The sequence below is a fragment of the Halalkalibacter sp. AB-rgal2 genome, assembly GCF_041821005.1.
GTDB lineage: Bacteria > Bacillota > Bacilli > Bacillales > Bacillaceae_D > Halalkalibacter.
Genome location: NZ_JBGUAV010000007.1, coordinates 179,265 through 200,590, shown reverse-complemented (window position 1 = coordinate 200,590; position 21,326 = coordinate 179,265). Strand labels below are relative to the sequence as shown.

Sequence of the window (21,326 nt, the reverse complement as noted above, 5' to 3'; positions counted from 1 at the left end):
ACTGTCATCATATCATATGTGAAAGGCACAATGGCTAGTAGCTACTCATCATTCATGATTTAGTCACAGCTATACTTCTTTCAAAAAGTTGCTTTAATGAAAGAGGAACGAACTTAATTATTTTTTAAAGGCTTACAAGAATCCCTCTCTATTAGAGATACTGGGATTTTAACAGACATCGCTCTTTTTTTCTTATCATTAATTTGCTCAATTAGTAAATTCGCAGCTGTTTTGCCAATTAATTCGGTATCCTGCCTAATCGTTGTTAACGCAGGTGACATATATTTACTCATTTGAATATCATCAAACCCAATAACAGATATATCTTCAGGAACTTTTAGTTGTGCTTTTTGAATCTCATTGATCGCTCCAAGTGCCATAAAATCTCCTGCTACATAAACAGCAGTTGGTCTATCTACACACTTTAGTAGCGCTTTCATAGCTTCTTGTCCTCCTAAAAAAGAAAAGTAGCCTCCATCAACAATATGCTCATCTTTTAATGATAATCCGTGCTTGTTCATCGCTTTAATATATCCTTCTAGACGGTGCACACCGGCAAACTCATTTTTGTCTCCATGTATATGTGCAATCTTTCGATGACCTAATGAGTAAAGATGATCGACAGCTAATTCACTTCCATAATAATTATCACTATACACCACACTTGATTCAGGACTGTCTAAATCAATAACAACAGTTGGAATATTTGACTGAACTAACTTCTCCACATCTGGATCGTTTAAAATGGAACACACTACAACAACACCATCAACACCACGGTATAAGAAGTGATCTAAATACGATTTCTCCTCATGACCTATTCGATTAGAAGCAAATAATAGGTCATATCCTGATTTTTCAACACTTTTTTTAAAACTTTCAATGACCGCGCTAAAAAATGGATGCTCGATCCCTTTTCCAGAATCTTCAACAAACACGACACCAAGTGACCACGACTTTTTCGTTGTAAGGGTGCGAGCATTAGAGTTTGGATAATAACCTACTTCGTTAACAGCTTCAATGATTTTTTTTCTCGTCTTATCGCTAACATCTGAATAATTATTTAATACTTTTGATACAGTTGTAATCGAAAATCCCGTTTTCTTTGCTATATCATAAATAGTTGCCATATCGCTTCTCTCCTACCATTCTCTTACTATGTCCATTATACATCAATAGCTTGATTGAATAGAGAATAATTCGTTGCCATTAAAACATAGGAAATCACACTTATTCCTATTACTATGAAAACCGTTGGGAAAAAAATAGCCAGCCCCAAATAGGCAACAATCCACATAAGTTGTAACAATGATTTAAATGGTTTATAAAAAACAAATCCAATCGCTACTTTGACATATTGGAATGTACTATAGTGAAAATGGGCCATGATCGAAAATAAGTTTACAAATGTAAGAAGTGAAATGACCCCTACACTTCCAATGATAATATAAAGAAATAGGTGAATTTCATTAGGATAGAAATAAGGAACAAATTCTATATTGGCATATATAATAAAAAATATAAAATAAAATATAATACCTAACACATTTGTTTTAAAAAAATTTGTCTTATAGTAGTAGAAATACTTCTTTATCGTAACCTCGTTGCCTTCTTTTAACCAGTCTCTGATGGAAGAAAATAAAGCTAACGTCGCAGGCATGAACCCTAAAATCCCAAATCCCAATAAAAAAAATAAGAGCCAGAGGATATTTAAGTAAATAAACGTATAAATTAGATTTGCGATTTTAAAAATCATTGAACTCATGATGAACAACACCCCGAATCACATTAAGATATGAGCAGAAAAATAAATAGAGCCTTTTGTCGTGAAATAAATACAGCTCTATTTATTTTTCTTTATTCTATTATTAACTCTTTACCGCACCTTCAGATAAGCTTTGAATAAATAAGCGATTAAAAAGTAAGAAAATAATAATGAGTGGTACGGTCGCCCAGAATGTTCCAGACATAATCATGCCATAATCCATTTGTCTTGCATCATTCAATGCACGCAATGCAACTTGCAATGTGTGTACAGAAGGGTCTCTCAATACAACCAACGGCCATAAAAAATCATTCCAAACATGCATAAATACAATAATCCCTAACGTGGCAAAAGCTGGTAAAATCGTAGGTACAACGACATTCCAGTACGTGCGAAAATGAGAGCATCCATCAATTCTGGCAGCTTCAATGATTTCAAAAGGTACTCCCTCTTTAATATACTGCCTCATCCAAAATATACCAAAAGCATTAATCAAGCCAGGTACAATAATGGCTCTTAAATCATTTAACCAACCTAATGATGTGATAATGTAATATTGAGGAATTAACCCTAACTGTGGCGGAACCATCATCGTAATTAAGATCATCACAAACAAAAAGTTCTTCCCTTTAAAATCAAGTTTGGCAAACGTATAGCCCGCTAATGAACAAAGGAATAATGTTCCGAGCGTAATTGATGAGGCGACAATAAATGAATTTAACATCGCTCCAAAAAAATTAATATTGCTTAGTACATTTTGGAAATTCAGTACTAGATCACTACCTGGTATAAAGGGTGGTGGGACTTGATTAATTTCACGATTTGCTCGTGTTGCCATTACAAACATATAATAAAATGGAAATAGGGATAGCAATGACCCAGTTACAAGAAATAAATAAACAAATAGCTTTTTCAATGAGAATGGCTTAGAACCTACTTCTGAATACTTTTTAGCCACTTCAATCCCTCCTTAACCGACTTTCTTTGAACGGCCAATACGATTTGTAATAAATAAATTAATAGCCGTTAAAACAATAATAATTAGGAATAAAATGATTGCTGCTGCAGATGCTGTCCCAAACGAATTATAGACAAATGCATCTCTCCATAAGTAAGCAACCATCGTAATTCCTTCCTCTCGTAAGCCTCTTCCTAAGAAAACTAAAGGCTCTGTAAACAGTTGAAAGCTTCCAATAGTTGCCGTGAATACAACAAACAACATGATTGGTCTTAGCATTGGTAATGTAATCAATCTCATTTGCTGAGCAATGGTGGCTCCGTCAATTTTAGCTGCTTCATACAATTCTCTCGGGATACTTTGCATTCCAGCCAAGAAAATGATTGTATTGTAACCAACCCATCTCCAAAATACCATTGACGCAATAGCAAACTTTACCGGCCAATATTCTTGACTCCAACGAATAGGATCAATATCAAAGAAGCTAAGTAAATAGTTCGCAAAACCAAATGGTTGATTATTGAAAACAACACCAAAGATAATGGCGACTGCTACAATCGATGTAATATATGGTAAAAATACTAATGTCCGAAATGTATTTCTGAACCGAATCAAAGTTGAGTTTAAAGCAAATGCCAGTACAATAGCTACAACAATCTGTGGCAGTGTTCCCATAATACCAATAATGAACGTGTTATAAATCGATGAATAAAAAACTGGGTCTGTAAAAATAAATTCAAAATTCCTCAGTCCACTAAAGACCATTGGAGTTAAGCCATCCCAACGAAAGAACGACAAATAAAAACTAAAAAGCATTGGGAATAACCCAAAAATTATAAACAATATAAAGAATGGAGATATGAAGAGATAAGCAGATATAGCAGTTCTGCGTTTCTCTGTCATTTTAGTCTGTTTCGTTTTTGTACTCGGAATCGTCTCCATCGTTTAGCCTCCTTCAATCAATACTTACTATCATAGTGCTCATATGAATCTTATTAAATTCGTAAATCAATTAGGGGTGTCCACAAAACTTCATAATAGGACATCCCCCAATTCTAAGGCTATTTATTGTCTATCCAACACTCTATTCATTCTTTCAATTACTGCTTCCCACTCCGCTTGTGGATCTGCTCCTGCTGAAATATTATCAAGAGCTTCTTTCATCTCATCATCAACATCATAATAACTTCGACCTTTATAAACCGGCTCAACAGATTGAGCAGCTTCTGAGAAAATTTGCGCTGTTGCAATTCCACCAAAGTATTCATCTTCATAATCTAAGAATTCAGGCATCTCATACACAGCTGGTGCTGATGGGAATAGACCATACCCTAAAAATGCTTTTAATTGTTGCTCAGGAGCCGTTAACCATTGAATAAACTCATAGGCTTCTTCAGCATGGTTTGTTTCAGCTGGAATAGACAAATAAGAACCACCCCAGTTCCCTGCACCTTCTGGCATCGTTGTTATTGACCAAATTCCATCCTCAGGCTCATTATCTTTAATAACACCTTGCATCCAAGCAGGAGCTAACATAGTTGCATATGAACCATCTCCCATACCTGAATGCCATTCAGGAGTCCATAGTGGAATATCTCCCGCAAAACCTTGTTCAATAAGGTCGGTTGTGTAATCATACGCTTCTCTAATTTGAGGGTGCTCTTCAATAATTAATTCATTTTCAGTATTAAAGTATTGTTGTGTTGCTTGGTCACGTTTTGCATTGTAAACAAGTTCAGCACTGTCAGTAATCAATTTACCTGTATTATTATATATTTCACTCGCTACTTGCGCATATTCATCCCAAGTAGACATTAATTCCGAAACCGCTTCAGGTGATGAGTTGAAGCCAGCCTCCTCAAATACATCGGTACGGTAGAACATGACTGTTGGACCAATATCCGTAGGTAGTCCAAACAAGAAGTCACCTTCTCCATTCTCAGCATTACGCCATACCCAATCTAAGAATTCATTTTCAACATCACCTGCACCATGATCATACAAATTCACGAATGAATCTTCAACACTACGAAAACGCTCAATTTGCGCTTCCTCTATCATTGTAATATCAGGAGCTCCACTTCCAGCAGAAATGGATGTAAATAAATTATCATGTACATCATTCATATCAGCATTTTGTAGGTTTATCGTTACATGTGGATTATCCGCTTCATACTCTTCAATTAAAACATCATATCCTGTATTTCCAAACTCCCAAAATACTAGTTCAACTTGATCTCCACCTGATGTACCTCCTCCGTTATCACCGTCATTTGACGAAGTATCATCATTACCTCCACATGCAACTAACAAAGATGTTGCAAATAAAGATGTCGCTGCAACCTTTAACCATTTCATTTTTATTTCCCCCTTAAATTAAGTTTGCTTTGCCCCTTCTAAAAGAATTCAAATTTAACATGTCCTGTTCCGTTGGAAACATCACCCCCTTAAAGGAATTGAAGCGCTTTCTTTTCCTACGAAAGATACTCTACATTTTCTATAGCTAAGGAGCTTCACCGACGAAGTCAGTGAAGTATTTCCTTAGCCAATCTCTTGCTCTACACTTCAAAAAAATTATTTTCTATCATATGTTGATACCAGTAATAGCTTTCTTTTTTCGTTCTTTCTAAAGTACGATAATTGACATGAACAATACCAAATCGCATCTTGTACCCTTCAGCCCATTCGAAATTATCCAATAGTGACCAAGTTAAATATCCTTTAATGTTTACACCTGATTGCATAGCACGATGTAACGATGTTAAATGTTGCTTCAAATAATCAATGCGACCTTGATCATTCACTTTGCCATGTTCCACGTCATCGTTATAGCACGAACCATTTTCCGTAATGTAGATTGGAAATGCTCCATAACGCTCTGTCAAATATCGTAATACGTTATAAAAACCTTCTGGATAAACGTTCCACCCAATGTCCGTTTTCTGATAGCCCGTGTCAACACGCTCATGATCAAACAATCCTTCATCCTTCTTATATCGCCCGACACTACCTGTATAGTAGTTAATTCCAACAAAATCGATTGGTTGGTGTATGATGTCCATATCTCCTTCTTGAATTGGTACAGTCACACCTTTTCCTTTAAACCAATCAACAAGGAATGCCGGATAGCTACCTTTAAAAATAGGATCAAAAAACCATTCAATAAAGAAAGCATTCGCACGCGCACATGCGTCCTTATCCTCTTGTTTAGCACTATACGGTTCATTCCATTCAACATTAGGAGCATAGCCAATCTCCCCTTGTGTGCCTAACTCCCTAAATGCAATAACCGTTTTACCGTGAGCAACATGCAAATGATGGGCAACATTCGTCGCTAATTGTAGATCGGTGTATCCTGGAGCATGCGCTCCTAAAAAGTTCGATAAATATGAAACACACCACGGCTCATTAAACGTAATCCATTTCGTAATCTTACCATCGAATTCGTTAAACATCGTTTTCGCATAATGAACAAATGCCTCGATCGTTTCACGGTTATCCCATCCACCTTGTTCTTGTAACACTTGTGGCAAATCCCAATGATATAGTGTACATAACGGCTCAATTCCAGCCTCAAGCAAACAATCTACTAGACGATGATAATAATCAAGCCCCTCTTGATTCACCTCTCCTATTCCATTCGGGAAAATACGAGGCCACGCAACTGAAAATCGATACATGTTAATACCGAGATCCTGCATAATTTCAACGTCCTCTTCATAACGATGGTAGCTATCGCACGCAACATCGCCATTGTCTCCGTTATATACTTTACCAGGGGTTTTCGAGAACGTATCCCATATAGATAAGCCACGTCCACCTTCATTAACAGCCCCTTCTATTTGATAGGATGCTGTTGCTGCTCCCCATTTCATCTCTTTCGGAAATTGAATAAACGCCATTACTAAACCCCTTTCGTAAAAACCATAAAAAAAACTATATAAAAAGCGCTTTCGAAAATATAAAAAATAAATGATAATTCTAAATATCCTGCAAAATATTTTCTTTTTAATCATTAATTCATTTTTCATTATATTTCAATAGAATTATTTCAGAAACCGCTTTCGTTGAATTGATTATAAAATGAATAGATCCCAAATGCAATACTTTTTTTCTACCTTGTGAAATACGATTACTTTAAACCATGCATTTAACCATTTTCACATAAAGGAAGGAAAGACGACCAAGCAATCCTTCTGTATTTGAATAGACTAATCAAAAAAGAAGTCATCAGCAAGGAGGGATTTCCTTGTCAAAATGCTCTTCCAACTCCTTTTCCCATGTTAATGATGCTGTTTATATGTCGTTGGAATTGCAAAGAAATATTGTTGTAGCCGATCCGACACCGATTACTGATCTTTCCTTGTTTACAACCGTTTATATAGATGAAACAAACTTCCCGATAAATGGGACGATCTTAGCAGTCAATAATGGCGCAGAAACAAATACATTCTCTAACGGAACAGTTGTCATAATGGTGAACAACAATGTTAACACTCAATTTTTCATTCCACCAAATGAGAGTATGTCAAAAACATTTGGCACAATTGACAGTATTCAAGTTGCGGTTACTTCTTCTCCTCTTAGTCAAACAGGTAATTACGAAGCAATCCTTGAACTTTCTTTTTCATTGAATTACAAATTTTAAAATTACATTTACACTACTTTTCTATAAGGACTTTTAACCATTGTTCACACACCGACATACTATACAGTTATAACCATCTCACCCGGAGGAACTCTATGATACAATCACCTTTAAAATTTGCAGTTATTGGTTGTGGACGTATAGCAAAGAAACATATAGAAGCTCTAACAGAATTACCTGAAACATCACTTGTAGCTGTTTGTGATACTAAAGAGGATCGCGCAAATAAATGGGCACAGGAATTAAATATACCCTACTACACTGACTATCATTCAATGCTACAAGCGGAAGACATCGATGTTGTATCCATTCTTACACCAAGCGGTCTTCACGCAGCACATACGATTGATATCGTCAATTGCTATGGTAAGCATATTGTTTGCGAAAAACCGATTTGTCTCCGCTTAGAGGATGCCGATAGGATGATAGCTGCGTGTAAGAGGAAAAAAGTTCGTCTATTTGTCGTCTTACAAAATCGATTAAATTCAGCTATAACATCACTAAAGGAAGCGATCGATGATCATGCTTTTGGCAAAATCGTTTTAGCAACGGTACGTCTTCGGTGGTCACGTCAGCAACACTATTACGACCAAGACGAATGGCGGGGAACATGGAGTTTAGATGGTGGCTGTTTAACAAACCAAGCCTCCCATCATGTCGATTTACTTCAATGGTTACTAGGTATGCCAAAAGAAGTTTCAGCCAATATCGCTACACGACTATTGAATATTGAAGTAGAGGATACAGCAACAGCGCTTTTAACATTTGCCGATGGAGCTTTAGGGATCATTGAAGCAACCACCGCCACTAGGCCGATTGATACGGAAGGATCGATTTCGATTCTAGGAGAAAAGGGAATGGCTGAAATTGGTGGATTTGCAGTAAATGAAATTAAAAGATGGCAATTTACTCATTCTACACAGCATCCAATACCAAGCTCCCAAAATGAGTTCCCAGATACCGTTTATGGGTTCGGGCATAAGAAATTCCTTGATCACGTGTCAATCTGTTTACGAAATGGGGAGCCTTCAATGTTTGATGGAATTCATGCAAAGAACTCACTAGCCCTGATTCATGCCATATATGAAGCTTCCGATCAAAAACGTCCAGTTAAATTAACTGATGGCCCACATTTCAGAAAGCTAGGTCTAAAAGGATGAATCATAAACATTCTTCTATCACGATTGGCACTCATGCCACCATTGGTGATTACGTACTGATTGGTGTTTCCACACAAAAAAAACATTCGGCCATAGCGACCTTCATAGGCAGTCATGCGACTCTTCGTTCTCATACTGTCATTTATGAAGGAGTCCACATTGGAGACTCTTTTCAATCAGGGCACCATGTCACTATTCGAGAATATTGTCAAATAGGGAGCCACGTTAGTATTGGTACGGGATCATGTATTGAACACCATGTAAAGATCGAAGACGATGTAAGGCTTCATTCAAATGTATTCATTCCTGAGTTTTCTCATTTAAAAGCAAGCTGTTGGATCGGACCTAACGTTGTCTTAACAAATGCAAAATATCCAAACAGTTCGACAACAAAAAAGCATTTAGTTGGTGTCATAATTGAAGAAAAAGCCGTAATCGGAGCAAATAGCACTCTACTTCCCGGTGTCACAATTGGCGAAAACTCCATTATCGGTGCTGGTGCTGTTGTGACGAGAGATGTACCTGCAGGCAAAGTCGTAGCTGGTAATCCTGCAAAAGTCATCAACGATATTAATCAGATCGATGTCTACAAAGATAGGAGAGACATAACGTGACGATCCCTTTTACGAGTATTACTGATTGTTATAGAGAAATTTTAGACGAGGTAAAACAAGCGGTAACAAAAGTCATGAAAAAAGGTCAATTTATTAACGGAGAAGACGTTACTTTATTTGAACAAGAGTTCGCTGCCTATTGTGACACGAAATATGCGATAGGCTGTAGTAACGGAACTGACGCGCTCATTCTCACTCTAAAAGCTTTAGGTATCGGTGAAGGTGATGTCGTCGTTACTGTTCCAAATACATTTATCGCAACGACCGAAGCGATTAGTGCAGTCGGAGCTACGATCGCTTTCGTTGATATAGATGAAAGAACGTATACAATGTCACCTGAAAGTCTCTCACAATTCCTTTCAAACAACAAAGCAACTGCTATTATCCCTGTTCACCTTTACGGACAGATGGCAAATATGCCAAAAATTATAAAACTTGCTCATCGTTATCAATTACATGTCATTGAAGATGCAGCTCAAGCACATGGCGCTACTCTAAATGGTAAACAGCCAGGTCATTTCGGAGATGCCGCAACCTTCTCATTCTTTCCAGGAAAGAACTTAGGAGCATTTGGAGATGCTGGTGCTGTTGTCACAAATAACCACTCTTTAGCTAATAGGATCAAAATGCTTTCTAACCATGGAAGAGTGGAGAAATATCAGCATTTATCAGAAGGGTACAATAGTCGACTTGACACACTACAAGCAGCTATTTTACGTGTTAAGCTAAAGCACTTAACCCATTGGACGAATCTGCGCAAGCTTCATGCTGCACTCTATTCTACTTTATTAGAAGATTGTCCTGTCACTATTCCATATATTAATGAAACTGCTGATCATTCCTTTCATTTATATGTCATTCGAGTAGCCAACCGCGATCAATTACAAGCTCGCTTATTACAGCAAGGTATACAAACCGGTATCCACTACCCAATTCCTTTGCACTTACAGAGAGCCTACAGACATTATCATTTTCATGAAGGTGACTTCCCCATTTCAGAAAAAATTAGTCAGGAGGTATTAAGCTTACCATTTTGGCCCGAGATGAAACCGTCTCAAATCAATGAAGTATGTGCTGCGATTATTCATGAAACGAAATAGAAGAGTAGAAAAAGCATGTAGCTTCTTTTTTTTCTCGAATTTTATAATTTCTTATTTTGTAAGATAAGACTGTCGTTTCGTCAGTCTTTCTCTATTTATCATGTATACATTTCTCAATCATTTCCATACACTGCTTAGCACGTATTTCATTTGTATGATGGGTATGAATCCATCGAAATCCATTATTTGTAATCCGCATTCGCTCTTGCTCGTTATGATAATAAAATAATGCCTTCTCATAGATCTCCGAACACTCACAAGCAACGTAATGCTCACCATCTTTGAACCCTAATTCAATAATGTCTTCATTGGACTCCGCAATGAGCAATGTACGCGAGCCTAATGCTTCAAAATATTTCATTACAGGATATTTAAACGCTCCCCCACAAGTAAAAAAAATGGATGAACGATTGAGTTCTTTTGAATACATTTCATTAATGAAAGTAGCGTTTTTCGTAAAGTGACCAGGATGCTTTCGTAAAGTAAACCCTTCTACATCTCTCATCTGATTGACGACCTCCTCGCGGAAAGGGTATCTCCCTTTTGGAGGGTGGTGTTCCCCTTCTAAGTACACAAGCCCCATTAAAAGGTACGTAATATCTTTAGGCATTGCCCAATCCTTTATGACTTTATCGTTGATTGAAAAGGGAAGCCAACGGAATTTCTGTTTCATCATAGGAAAATTAGCTAAAAAAGCCGTTTTCGTAACAGAAAAAACAAGATCCACCTTAGATTGTAGAAAATAATGAAGCCTTTTTGCCTTTTCCCAATGAATATCCATAACGTAACACCCTTTTGGAATATCCACCTTCTCTAAATCAGTAATACGAGGAGCAAAATAATATCCCCAAGCTATATCATAATGCAAAATAAAATCAGGCTTTTGCTCTAATGAAGCTAAAATATCGAGAATACTTCCATCCTCGTGCCAATATAAGACATTGGCCTCAGCTTCTAATGCTTGCATCATATCGAATTTCAATTGGTGCTTCGGAGCCAATAGATGAAACTTCCGTATTAATAATAAAATGGTTCTCTTTTTCATACAAAAGTCTCCTTCCCCAAAAACGTTGCATATATTCTCCATTATATGAACCTGCCTATTTAAACATTCATCCATATCAAACACCTACCCCCTTAACGTGCAGCAGCATACTCTATTCTAAGGAGTTGAGAGCATGTGGAGAAAGGTAAAGACTTTTACAATAACGCATATCAAAATGGCGGATACAAGAATATGTATCGAAAGCATTATAGCACTAGCCCCTATTTCAAAGTTTGGAACAAAGCAATTGAAATCATTAAGACGATCGATAACCCAGCAATGATCGAAATTGGTTGTGGAGTTGGGCAATTTGCACAAATGCTATTCGATCATCACTATACACAGTACAAAGGCATTGACTTTAGCGATACAGCTATATCTCTTGCCCAAACAAGAAATCCTTTGTTTCAAAAGAATTTTTCCATTGATGACGCTTATACATCCTCTATTTATGAAGAGCATTATAATCTCGTGATACTTTTTGAGGTACTTGAGCACTTGCAACAAGATCTCCCTGTATTAGCGAATATAAAAAAAGGGGTTAAGGTGATCTTTTCTGTGCCCAACTTTGATTCAGCAAGTCATGTACGTCATTTTCAATCAAAAGAACACGTTTTTGAACGTTATCGAAATGAACTGCACATTAATCAAATACATCCTATAAAAATCTCTACTAGAAATACAATATATTTAGGCGATGGACAAAAGCGTTAAACTTATTGCAATTTGCAATGTTCAAAGCAACAGCACCTTCATGAGCTCAAAACAAGCGTTGAAGGTGCTGTTCATATTTATAATTTATTCTGTTTCTCCACTGCTTGTATGAGCTCATACATATCCATCATCGCATCAGGTGCGTCCATTTGATTAAAATAATGATTTAATTCTTGAATAAGCTGAGCACCTCGAAGTGAAAGGAGAGGCTCCCCATGTTCTTTCCTTTTCTGATTAGCTTGTTGAATATCAAGCGTACACTCATCTACTAATTGATGATAAGCCATATAAAGAGCTCTTTCTAGTAGACTTTCAATGATAAAGACATCGTGATCAGTAAATGGATTACGGACAAATAGTTCATTTAAAGGAATCTCTCTTGCTTTACGAACGATAGTCTGATCCCCTTCTTTTGTTCGTTCGTCTATCTCAGCATTATGCCGATGCTCATTTATTTCATAATGGACCGTTGGTATAGGTAAAGCCTTTACATTCACAAATCGGCTCATCCTTAGCCACATATCATAATCCTGCGCTCGTCGTAATGTTTCATCATACAAACCCGCTCGTTCTAGAGCTTGCTTTTTCACCATAACCGTAGGTGAAAAATACATATTCCCTTTTAACTTCTCCTTTAACTGATTGGAAGGATCGATGTGCCTTGCTTGCCACATTCCCGTAAAAGATACGTCATCTTTCTTTTTTTTCATGAAAATAGCTGATGTATGAATAAGATCGATCTCTCTATTTTGCTGAAATGCTCGAACTTGTAATTCAACCTTTTTCGGTAACGCGATATCATCATCTGCAAACACCCAAATATAAGTTCCCGTTGCTTTTGGCAAAGCACGATTGACCGCACTAGATAAACCACCATTTTCTTTTTTTATATACTTCACTTTAGCTAGAAATGGCTTCATCACTTCATCGGTCTGATCTGTAGAACCATCATTGACAACAATGACTTCAAGGTTTTGATACGTTTGTTGAAAGATACTATGAAGAGAATGTCGTAGCAGCTGTGCCCGATTGTATGTTGGTACAATAACCGTGACTTTTTCTAATTCATCTAGGGGAGTAACTGGATGAGGAGGGAGGAATGATTGCTGAGCTGATTTATGAGTATCCTGCACTACCTTGTTCACCTTAATATACCCAACAATAGAGTATTTCAAAGGTAGATCGACTACTTCAAAAGAAAGGTCACTACTCGAAGTAACTAGCTTTCTAACCACTTCTTCCGTCATAATGCGAATTTGATTTCGTTCTGGACGCAAATAGCCTCTTGGGACAGTGATCATAATTCTCCCACCATCTTTACATACGCGTATTGCTTCCTTTACATAGGTAGCTGGGTCAACAACGCTTTGTAACAAATGATCAAGCACCACCGTATCAAACTGATTATCACTAAGCTTCCAACCTGTATCATCATACAGTTGAAAAAAACACGTATCTAAGCCGAGCTTATAGACTTCCAAACGCGCATGCTCAATTTTCAATGGATCTTGATCGACAGAAAAGGTGCGATCAGCGTGCATAGCTATCGCTGCCGTTAATTGACCACTTCCACACCCAACCTCCAGTACATCTCCTGTACATAAGGGAGCGATCATACCAATTCGATTGATGGAATAAATGTCACTTAATTTATCCTTTGATATATGCTCCTTTTTAAAATCTTTCATAATGAATTCGGAACTTTCAGGCACCTGTTCAACCACCTGTTCAACGTTAGACTCACCTACTTTCGTTTTGTAATAATTTGCCTCTTCATCATAGCCTAATCGTTTTAAGAAAATGGACAACAATGATTCTGCCATCACATTTTCTGGCTCATTCACTAATACTCGATAAATATAATCGAACGCATCAACACTTCTCCCATGAATAAATTCATAAAACGACTGCTTTAATAAAGGAGGCAACTGTCCATCTTTCATTTCAACTTGACTAACTTGAGCAAGTCTAGCTTTTAAATAGTCGAGGTTGAGTTGAATTCTTTTATGGCCTCGTGCATACTGCAATGCTGTTTGACAATGCTCAATCGCCTCCTCCAACCTCTCTAATCGTTCATAACAAACGGCTAGCTGCATATGTGGAAGCCAAGTCCATGCATGAGGCTGATGAAGTATCCCTCTAATATCAGGTGGAGAGCCTAACGCTAGTGCTGTTTCATACCAAAAGCTTGCCCTTCCTACCTCATCATAATAATTTAAGTATATTTCCCCTAGCCGGCAGCATACTTCTGCCCTCGGCTGATCATACAGAAAAGAACGATATAAGCTTTTTACTTGCTCGTCATAGTTATTTAAGTGGGCATAGCATGTAGCCATTTGAATACAAGCAGCAATTCGGTCTTCTACCCAACCTTCTTCTTTTTGCAAAAACGTTTCATATACGTTAATAGCCTCATTGTACTGTTGATGATTTAACAATTCATTCCCATAATAGAACCAGTCTCTTGCTATAAACGGTTTTCCCTCAGCTTGCCGTTTCTTATAAATCTTTAAATTACGATCTGTTGTCTCTTTTAATTTGTTATGATATATGGCCGTTTTACTTTTAGCCACAGTCCCTTGTACATCTAAATACTCATGAACAGCCCCAATCCATTTATAGTCCTTCTTTCTTTTGACTAATCGATTACGCATCGTACTATACGTCGACCTACCATGAGAGTCATACGAAATATGGTACTCCATCATAACACTGTCTACTTCTTTTGGTAACGTTTGTTTTAATTCTAGAAAAGATTGACGATTGGACTCATCGATGACATCATCAGCATCAAGCCAAAGAATATATTCTTTTGTCGCTTTTGAAAAAGCATAATTACGTGCTGCCGCAAAATCATCTATCCATATGAAATCATACACCTTCTCCGTAAAACGATGAGCGATTTCTTTGGTTCTATCTGTTGAACCTGTATCGACAATTATGATTTCATCGACTATTTCAGTCACAGCTGATAAACAGCGTTCTAAAACGGCTTCCTCATCTTTCACTATCATACACAAACTAATCGTTACCAATCTTATTCCACCCTTCTTCCATTTTATAAACCTATTGATAACGTATGACACACAGAAGCATTAATTGCTAAAATAGATAAAACTAATGACCAAAATAGATGATCGTGGATTTTTCCAAATTAAGTCGATGGCCCATATCAAAATATTCCCTGTCGTCATTTACTATTATGAAAGTAACGTTACAACGAAAGGGGACATCAAACATGTCATGCAGTGGTGGAGCATGTGCTCCTTCAGGTTTTATGTTTCAAGAATGTATTTCTGGTAATTTCAATGCAACTGATGCAAGCATTGACACACTAGTATGGACAAGTGATCCAGGTCATTACACTCAAGGAACATTTCAAGTATTTAATTCTGCTGCCAGTGCAGCAGTAGTTACAGGAACAGTTGCTGGCGCACAGCCCGCAACAATTACAGCTGATCCTGGCTTTACAATTAGCTCTTCTGTTCAAGGTCCAACCGGTTTTACGATTGAAGCAGCGACAGGAACAAGTGGTACGTATTGTATTACACTTTATAAACGTGTGTTAGCTTAATCATTGTTGAAAAACACTTTTTAAAGCCACTGAAAAAAGTTCCATTTTCAGTGGCTTCATTCTTTTACAAATTACTCAACAGCAACCTTATCTTCAAAGAAACACTATTACATATACGCATATACTAGAACAGAACTCTAATGAATAATAAGAGGACACTGAAAAAATTTGGTTTTCAACTTTTTTGGAGACCCTAAAAGTGAGGGCTAACAAAATGGACGGCAATGAAATAAATGGTATTTATCAAATTTCTTGTGGAGAAACAGTTACTATATGGAGTACAAGAGATAGTGTTCCCATTGGGACGGTGTCCATTTATTATGGAGACGGCTGCACGAGCACTCTGGAGGTTATAGTGATTTTTCAAACAGGAGAACAACACATTTTTTCAGTACCACAGTATAATACTCGCTCTAGAACGTTAACGAACATTGTAGAAGTACAACTGAGCTGTCAGAATGGTACTTCTCCTTTCCCCTGCACTGGTCAATATTGTATTTCTATTCACCACCCAATAAAAAATAAACAACTAGCACTCACCCCACGAAGTGATTCCTGATTTCTTATCTGTTAGCAATATAAACTAAAGCAACTCATCAAATCTCATTGATGAGTTGCTTAATTTAGTTGCTTAACCCTTGGGCTACAACGACTCCCTATTATTTCAATCGTCACATCACGTGTTACCTTTATTTCTTGACAAAGAAATAATTTAATTATAAATCGTTCAGCTTGATCTAGCTCCAAGCGATTCATTTTACAATAAGCTTCAATAACAGAGCACTTACTCTCTGTTCCATCAGGAGCACATAAATATAACACTTCTTCTACTTCAAAAGGAACCGTACAAAGAATTCTTTCTTCGTTAGGACAAATCATAACAATTGTGACAAAGCCATTTTTTTTAATGATAACCTTTTGAAGTTGTACGTTTTGTTGATGAGTTAGCGCAACACTTACATCCTCTTGATCGTTAAAAAGAACCTCTTCACACGACAATTCCTGAATATTTATCGGATGACCATCCTCATCTGAAAAATAACACTCATATGTGCATTCACGATTCGGTTCAGGAGAAAGTTCATAATGTAATTGCAAGCAATACTTCCCTAAACAGTAATCTGTTCCACTTAAGCACCTGACTTCGACTGAATGGATTTCAGAGAAGGTCATCGAACGCGATTGGCCAACAGTAAGCGTAAACACATGCTCACCATCAACGAAAACCTCCATCTCCTCACACCCACTTAAATGAGTAACCGTGACAGTACCAGAAATGTCCAAATCAGAGCTCGCTTCCCAAACTAGAGCTTGTTCTCCACAGGAGATACGAATATTTCCATTCACTTGGTCTTTGAAGCTTCGATGTTTTCTGGGGATGGTGTGTTCAAGCTCGGTCTCCAGCGGCTGAATGCTCCAATCATAAACTTTTTGCGCATTGATACAGTGAAGCTTTTCTTCAACTTGACTCATGATCTCTCTTCCTTTAATTAGTCTAATTTTATCTTATTGTACGTAAGAAGAGTAGATAGATGTGCGCCTAATTATGAACGAATTAGCTTTTCATGCCCATTTTCATGCAATAAATTGGCAGCCCTTTACTTTGTATCACTTTAGCCATTTTAAACCCTACTCTCTCATAAATAGCAACATTGCGAGTATTCTCCGTATCCAATGCAATTCCAATCGATTTATCATCTGCCTTTACTTCATCAACTAAATGATTTAACATCATTCGACCTATCCCTCTCCTGTGCATGCCAACAGAAACACCAATGACAATTAAGTAATGATATCTCAGCATTGAATCCTTTCTTGTTGATACAAAATAATCATTCAACCGTAAAAAGGAACGAAACCCTATCTTAAGCAAAAGGGTGAATGCAAACAAAATTAGCTGACACGTGTCACGTCCGATATGGTTGCTTTTCTTAGAAGGTGATTGGACAATGTATGCTCCTACTAACCGCTCATCCTCGAAAATCCCCCAACCTTCTTCTGAAAAAAGGAAGGATTGATCAAATATGAAACGAAAAAAAGCAACCATTCTCTTTTTTTGTTTGTCATTATGATTCAATTGAGAAAATACATGTTGCAATAAAGGATCATTCTCAAAAGCATTTACCATTACATGAATAAATGCTGAGCGATCTGTACTTTCCAACTTACGTATAGAAAAAGGGCTCATTCTTCTCTCTCCTTTTCCTTATAATGATTCACTCCAAAGCTGAATATAACTTTAAAGAGAAACACAATGGCTACAATAAGCATGAGAGGTTCCGTAATCCATAACATTGATACACCTAATAAGCCTACAAGAAACAGCACCCCCGCAGTAAATACTTGTGGCTCATCTTTCAGCAAATTCACTATATAGGCAGAACAAATCGTATACAGCCAGACTAGACAAGCAATGAAGAAGTTCGCACCTAATAAGTAAGCAATCAACAAAATATGAACATGAATGGCTATAAAAACCATTCGTCTAAGGTGACTTTGCATATAATAATCATTTGTACCAGACGTTAAATTAGCAAGGACACCTGCAAAAATATCAAAAATAAGAATAAATGCTAAGCCCATTTTCCAAAAAGGGATTAATTCATAGCTATCATAGCTGTATAAAAATAAGGAAATGGTCAAAACAAAACCAACAACTAATACACTAATTAAATGAAGCAAAAGCTGCCTTTTACCAAAAACCTCATGAAAAAAAGTTGGAATTTGCACACTTTTCATTCGAAACACCTCTTTATAGTTTTGTAGTTAAAATATAAATAACTATAAAACTATATTACCACACACCTCTCGACGCAACAATAGTTTTATAGTAAAATATCATAAAACTATAAAACGAGGTCTATATAAACATGAATGGATTTGAAAAAAGAAAACAAAAAAAAATAAAGCAAATTTATAATGCGTGCTTTCACTTAATGACGAAGCACGGTTTTTCAAAAGTAAATGTAAATGAAATAGCTGAACTTGCGAATGTATCACCCGCTACAATTTTTAATTATTTTGAAACAAAAGAAAATCTTTATGAAAATATGATGAATCATTGGATTGACCAAATTCTAGCGGATTATGAACACATTTTGTATTCTCAGCTCCCTTTTAATCAGAAGCTTAAAGAACTATTCACACACGAATCTGTAAACTTAAAGAAGGCCGCTTCCATTAAGGGACATGATTCACCGGTGAGTCCGCTTACATTCATTTACTCGAACAATGAAGAAAAATTCATAAGCTTTTATTTAAAGCTTGTTGCATTAGGAAAAGAGGAAGGTTACATTTCATCACACTATTCAAATAAAGTGTTACTTCGGTATTTAAATATGTACTTACACGAATTCATCCAGCTCTCTGTTCAAAACGAAAACGAAGATAGTGATATCGACCAGCTGCTTGAGTTATTTTTTTATGGTCTAACGGGTAACAAGGTTATTTCCTTTGAAGAAAACGATTCATAAGCACAGGTAAAGAAATTATAATAGGTGGCTCATCAATTAACGGTGGGTGTAGAGTCATTCTTTGAGGTTGAACCATATGATCATTTGAAATCACAATCGGTTGTTTCACTCTTGCACGAAGCGTCGAATGTGGAAGTAAAATGTCTTGTGCTGCCATTCCCCATTGGATAGAAGTAGCCAATAAATAATAAATACCCGGCCTTACATTTGTAAACGAAAATGGCCCAAGACGAGATAGCAACGTTCCATATAGGGGCAAACCTTCAGGGATAGGCTTAGCAAATAAACCAACTAATACAAACCCTTTGAATTCATGAGTTGAATCAATCACTCCTTCTACTTTCAAAGATGGATTAGACCATTGACTAGTGTCTTCCCAATTCTCTAATTGTTTCAGAGATTGTAGTTGTTCATCTACCTGCTTCATAGAGTGACGGAATTGAACAGGGGTGACACCAACTCTTTCAGTAAACCGAGTCGTAAAGGTTCCTAAGCTTTGTTGTCCAATCTCCATGCCAATATCGCGAACACTTAAGTTTGTTTGCAATAATAGATCCTTTGCCTTTTGTAAACGAAGCGAAGCGACATAATAAAGCGGTGACAAACCCGTAGCCTTTTTAAACATTCGAGCAAAATGATAGCGACTATATGAGATATGATTTGCCAATTGAGCAAGTGTTACAGGTTCGTAGAGATGATCTTGGATATATGAAAGTATAGCGTTCATTTCTTCGTTTCTTGCATTCAATACAACCAGCACCTTTTCTTCTATTCTTACACCTATCCTACTACAATTTTACTATCTTTCGAAAGCTTTTATTGTTTTCTCTCCAATGATTTGATCCATTTTGTGTCAAAGACAGTCTCATAGCTATTCTCAAATAATTTCGTTAACTCTTAATCTTTACAATTCATTTACTATTCCGAATTTAGTTAGAAGCATTGTGAATTACGTCGATTTCTGTAGAATGAGAATATACATTTGTTTTCTGTAAATGCACATTTTTCGGTTAGGAGCTAATCATATGAAACTTATCTTTAAGTTACTATTAGGAATTATTATAGGAGTTGCAATTGGTTTAGTCGGTCCTGATTTCTTAGTTCGTATCCTCATTACGATTAAGTCCGTCTTTGGCAGCTTTATCAACTTTATGATTCCATTTATTATTCTGTTTTTTATTGCTAGCGGAGTTGCGGGCCTTGGAAAAGGTTCGGGGAAATTAGTTGGAAAAACAGTTGGAACAGCGTATGTTTCAACGATTCTAGCTGGTTTATTAGCCTTTTTAGTAGCAATGACCGTTATTCCATTTATATCAACAGAAAGTCAAGCGGTAAGCGAAGGAAGCGCTTTAGAACCGTTTTTAGAAATGGATATCGCACCCCTTATGGGAGTTGTAACTGCACTTGTCACAGCCTTTGTTTTTGGTATTGGAATCACAAAGATAAAAGGCGAATGGTTGAAAAATATGTTTGATGAAGGGAAAAACATCATTGAACTCGTAATCGCAAAAGTGATTATCCCACTATTGCCATTTTATATTGCAGGTGTGTTCGCCGAACTCGGCTCAGAAGGAACGGTTTTTGCAACATTGAAGGTTTTTGGAATTGTTCTGATTTTAGCGATTGTTATTCATTGGGTATGGCTAATCATCCAGTATACCGTTGCAGGAATCGTTACGAAACAAAATCCTTTTGCCTTATTGAAAAATATGTTACCTGCTTATTTTACAGCCATTGGTACAATGAGCAGTGCTGCTACTATTCCTGTTACGTTAAAATCAGTCAAACAAAACAAAGTAAAAGAAAGTGTAGCGAATTTCGGTGTACCTCTTTGTGCTTCAATTCACCTGTCAGGTAGTGTCATCACCATTATCATGTGTGCTGTTGCTGTTATGGCGATGAGCCCTGAGCTTACTCAGCCAACGTTCTTAGAAATGTTGTATGTTATTTTCATGCTTGGTATTATTATGGTCGCAGCCCCAGGAGTTCCAGGTGGAGCGATTATGGCTGCACTAGGTGTATTAACATCCGTTCTAGGCTTTCATGAAGCAGCAATTGGTCTTATGATTGCCCTGTATATGGCGCAAGATAGCTTTGGTACGGCTACAAATGTAACTGGTGATGGAGCAATTAATGTGTTCATCGATCGTTGGTCAAAAGAACCATAAGAAAAACGCGTAAGGAGGGCACTAAAAAAGTTTTTTGTTTAACTTTTTAGCGCCCTTTATAATGATGTACAAAGAAATGTCCTAAAAGGTCACATTCAGACCCTTTA

Annotated in this window: 21 protein-coding genes; 9 read left to right on the top strand and 12 right to left on the bottom strand. The window is 37.0% G+C overall.

Going from position 1 to position 21,326, the window contains the following annotated elements; genetic code table 11:
* Positions 1-113: 113 nt before the first annotated feature.
* The 6 genes from ACERJO_RS08420 to ACERJO_RS08395 all read right to left on the bottom strand — a co-directional run bounded on the left by ACERJO_RS08420 (position 114) and on the right by ACERJO_RS08395 (position 6,625).
* Entirely contained in the window at positions 114-1,130 is a 1,017-nt protein-coding gene (locus ACERJO_RS08420; RefSeq protein WP_373647196.1) for a LacI family DNA-binding transcriptional regulator, read from the bottom strand.
* A gap of 35 nt (positions 1,131-1,165) precedes the next feature.
* Positions 1,166-1,765 carry a YesL family protein gene (locus ACERJO_RS08415; protein WP_373647195.1) on the bottom strand — a complete coding sequence of 200 codons (600 nt, stop codon included), beginning with the start codon at positions 1,763-1,765 and terminating at the stop codon, positions 1,166-1,168.
* A 103-nt stretch (positions 1,766-1,868) separates the two neighbouring features.
* Positions 1,869-2,723, bottom strand: coding sequence for a carbohydrate ABC transporter permease (locus ACERJO_RS08410; RefSeq protein ID WP_373647194.1), 855 nt, complete (start codon positions 2,721-2,723; stop codon positions 1,869-1,871).
* 12 nt (positions 2,724-2,735) lie between these two features.
* The gene (locus ACERJO_RS08405) at positions 2,736-3,665 is read right to left on the bottom strand and encodes a carbohydrate ABC transporter permease (RefSeq protein WP_373647193.1); all 930 of its coding nucleotides are present in this window, start codon (positions 3,663-3,665) and stop codon (positions 2,736-2,738) included.
* Positions 3,666-3,788: 123 nt separating this feature from the next.
* Entirely contained in the window at positions 3,789-5,081 is a 1,293-nt protein-coding gene (locus tag ACERJO_RS08400; RefSeq protein ID WP_373647192.1) for an ABC transporter substrate-binding protein, read from the bottom strand.
* 200 nt (positions 5,082-5,281) lie between these two features.
* Positions 5,282-6,625 carry a GH1 family beta-glucosidase gene (locus ACERJO_RS08395; protein WP_373647191.1) on the bottom strand — a complete coding sequence of 448 codons (1,344 nt, stop codon included), beginning with the start codon at positions 6,623-6,625 and terminating at the stop codon, positions 5,282-5,284.
* Positions 6,626-6,972: 347 nt separating this feature from the next.
* Between ACERJO_RS08395 and ACERJO_RS08390 the strand changes: the two genes are divergently transcribed.
* The 4 genes from ACERJO_RS08390 (at position 6,973) to ACERJO_RS08375 (ending at position 10,245) form a co-directional block, all read left to right on the top strand.
* Positions 6,973-7,371: an S-Ena type endospore appendage gene (locus ACERJO_RS08390; protein ID WP_373647190.1), complete on the top strand. Its 399-nt coding sequence runs from the start codon at positions 6,973-6,975 to the stop codon at positions 7,369-7,371.
* Between the two features lie 95 nt (positions 7,372-7,466).
* Positions 7,467-8,531, top strand: a complete 1,065-nt coding sequence (locus tag ACERJO_RS08385) for a Gfo/Idh/MocA family protein (RefSeq protein WP_373647189.1) — start codon at positions 7,467-7,469, stop codon at positions 8,529-8,531.
* Positions 8,528-9,145 carry an acyltransferase gene (locus ACERJO_RS08380; protein WP_373647188.1) on the top strand — a complete coding sequence of 206 codons (618 nt, stop codon included), beginning with the start codon at positions 8,528-8,530 and terminating at the stop codon, positions 9,143-9,145. Before ACERJO_RS08385 ends, ACERJO_RS08380 begins: the two co-directional genes overlap by 4 nt.
* Positions 9,142-10,245 (top strand): DegT/DnrJ/EryC1/StrS family aminotransferase, encoded by a 1,104-nt coding sequence (locus tag ACERJO_RS08375; RefSeq protein ID WP_373647187.1) that lies wholly within the window; start codon positions 9,142-9,144, stop codon positions 10,243-10,245. The genes ACERJO_RS08380 and ACERJO_RS08375 overlap by 4 nt, the downstream gene beginning before the upstream one ends.
* Before the next feature lie 91 nt (positions 10,246-10,336).
* Here the strand turns inward: ACERJO_RS08375 and ACERJO_RS08370 are convergent, their stop codons facing one another.
* Entirely contained in the window at positions 10,337-11,290 is a 954-nt protein-coding gene (locus ACERJO_RS08370; RefSeq protein WP_373647186.1) for a glycosyltransferase, read from the bottom strand.
* Positions 11,291-11,425: 135 nt separating this feature from the next.
* Between ACERJO_RS08370 and ACERJO_RS08365 the strand changes: the two genes are divergently transcribed.
* Positions 11,426-12,004, top strand: coding sequence for a class I SAM-dependent methyltransferase (locus ACERJO_RS08365; RefSeq protein WP_373647185.1), 579 nt, complete (start codon positions 11,426-11,428; stop codon positions 12,002-12,004).
* 77 nt (positions 12,005-12,081) lie between these two features.
* Here ACERJO_RS08365 and ACERJO_RS08360 read toward each other — a convergent pair whose 3' ends face one another.
* Positions 12,082-15,039 (bottom strand): glycosyltransferase, encoded by a 2,958-nt coding sequence (locus ACERJO_RS08360; RefSeq protein ID WP_373647184.1) that lies wholly within the window; start codon positions 15,037-15,039, stop codon positions 12,082-12,084.
* 203 nt (positions 15,040-15,242) lie between these two features.
* Between ACERJO_RS08360 and ACERJO_RS08355 the strand changes: the two genes are divergently transcribed.
* Both ACERJO_RS08355 and ACERJO_RS08350 read left to right on the top strand, forming a co-directional pair.
* On the top strand, positions 15,243-15,578 hold the full coding sequence (locus ACERJO_RS08355; RefSeq protein WP_373647183.1) for an S-Ena type endospore appendage: 336 nt from the start codon (positions 15,243-15,245) through the stop codon (positions 15,576-15,578).
* Between the two features lie 214 nt (positions 15,579-15,792).
* Positions 15,793-16,137, top strand: coding sequence for an S-Ena type endospore appendage (locus ACERJO_RS08350; protein WP_373647206.1), 345 nt, complete (start codon positions 15,793-15,795; stop codon positions 16,135-16,137).
* Between the two features lie 59 nt (positions 16,138-16,196).
* Here ACERJO_RS08350 and ACERJO_RS08345 read toward each other — a convergent pair whose 3' ends face one another.
* The 3 genes from ACERJO_RS08345 to ACERJO_RS08335 form a co-directional block, all read right to left on the bottom strand.
* Complete coding sequence (locus ACERJO_RS08345) at positions 16,197-17,051, bottom strand: BMQ_0737 family morphogenetic spore coat protein (RefSeq protein WP_373647182.1); 855 nt, start codon at positions 17,049-17,051, stop codon at positions 16,197-16,199.
* A gap of 82 nt (positions 17,052-17,133) precedes the next feature.
* Complete coding sequence (locus ACERJO_RS08340; protein ID WP_373647181.1) at positions 17,134-17,766, bottom strand: GNAT family N-acetyltransferase; 633 nt, start codon at positions 17,764-17,766, stop codon at positions 17,134-17,136.
* Complete coding sequence (locus ACERJO_RS08335) at positions 17,763-18,317, bottom strand: hypothetical protein (RefSeq protein ID WP_373647180.1); 555 nt, start codon at positions 18,315-18,317, stop codon at positions 17,763-17,765. Before ACERJO_RS08335 ends, ACERJO_RS08340 begins: the two co-directional genes overlap by 4 nt.
* Before the next feature lie 131 nt (positions 18,318-18,448).
* On the opposite strand from ACERJO_RS08335, the gene ACERJO_RS08330 reads away from it, so the two are divergent.
* On the top strand, positions 18,449-19,051 hold the full coding sequence (locus tag ACERJO_RS08330; RefSeq protein ID WP_373647179.1) for a TetR/AcrR family transcriptional regulator: 603 nt from the start codon (positions 18,449-18,451) through the stop codon (positions 19,049-19,051).
* On the opposite strand, the gene ACERJO_RS08325 is transcribed toward ACERJO_RS08330, so the two are convergent.
* Entirely contained in the window at positions 19,023-19,778 is a 756-nt protein-coding gene (locus ACERJO_RS08325; protein ID WP_373647205.1) for a helix-turn-helix transcriptional regulator, read from the bottom strand. The two genes, ACERJO_RS08330 and ACERJO_RS08325, sit on opposite strands and share 29 nt — an antisense overlap.
* 298 nt (positions 19,779-20,076) lie before the next feature.
* Between ACERJO_RS08325 and ACERJO_RS08320 the strand changes: the two genes are divergently transcribed.
* Positions 20,077-21,219 (top strand): dicarboxylate/amino acid:cation symporter, encoded by a 1,143-nt coding sequence (locus ACERJO_RS08320; RefSeq protein WP_373647178.1) that lies wholly within the window; start codon positions 20,077-20,079, stop codon positions 21,217-21,219.
* Positions 21,220-21,326 lie beyond the last annotated feature (107 nt).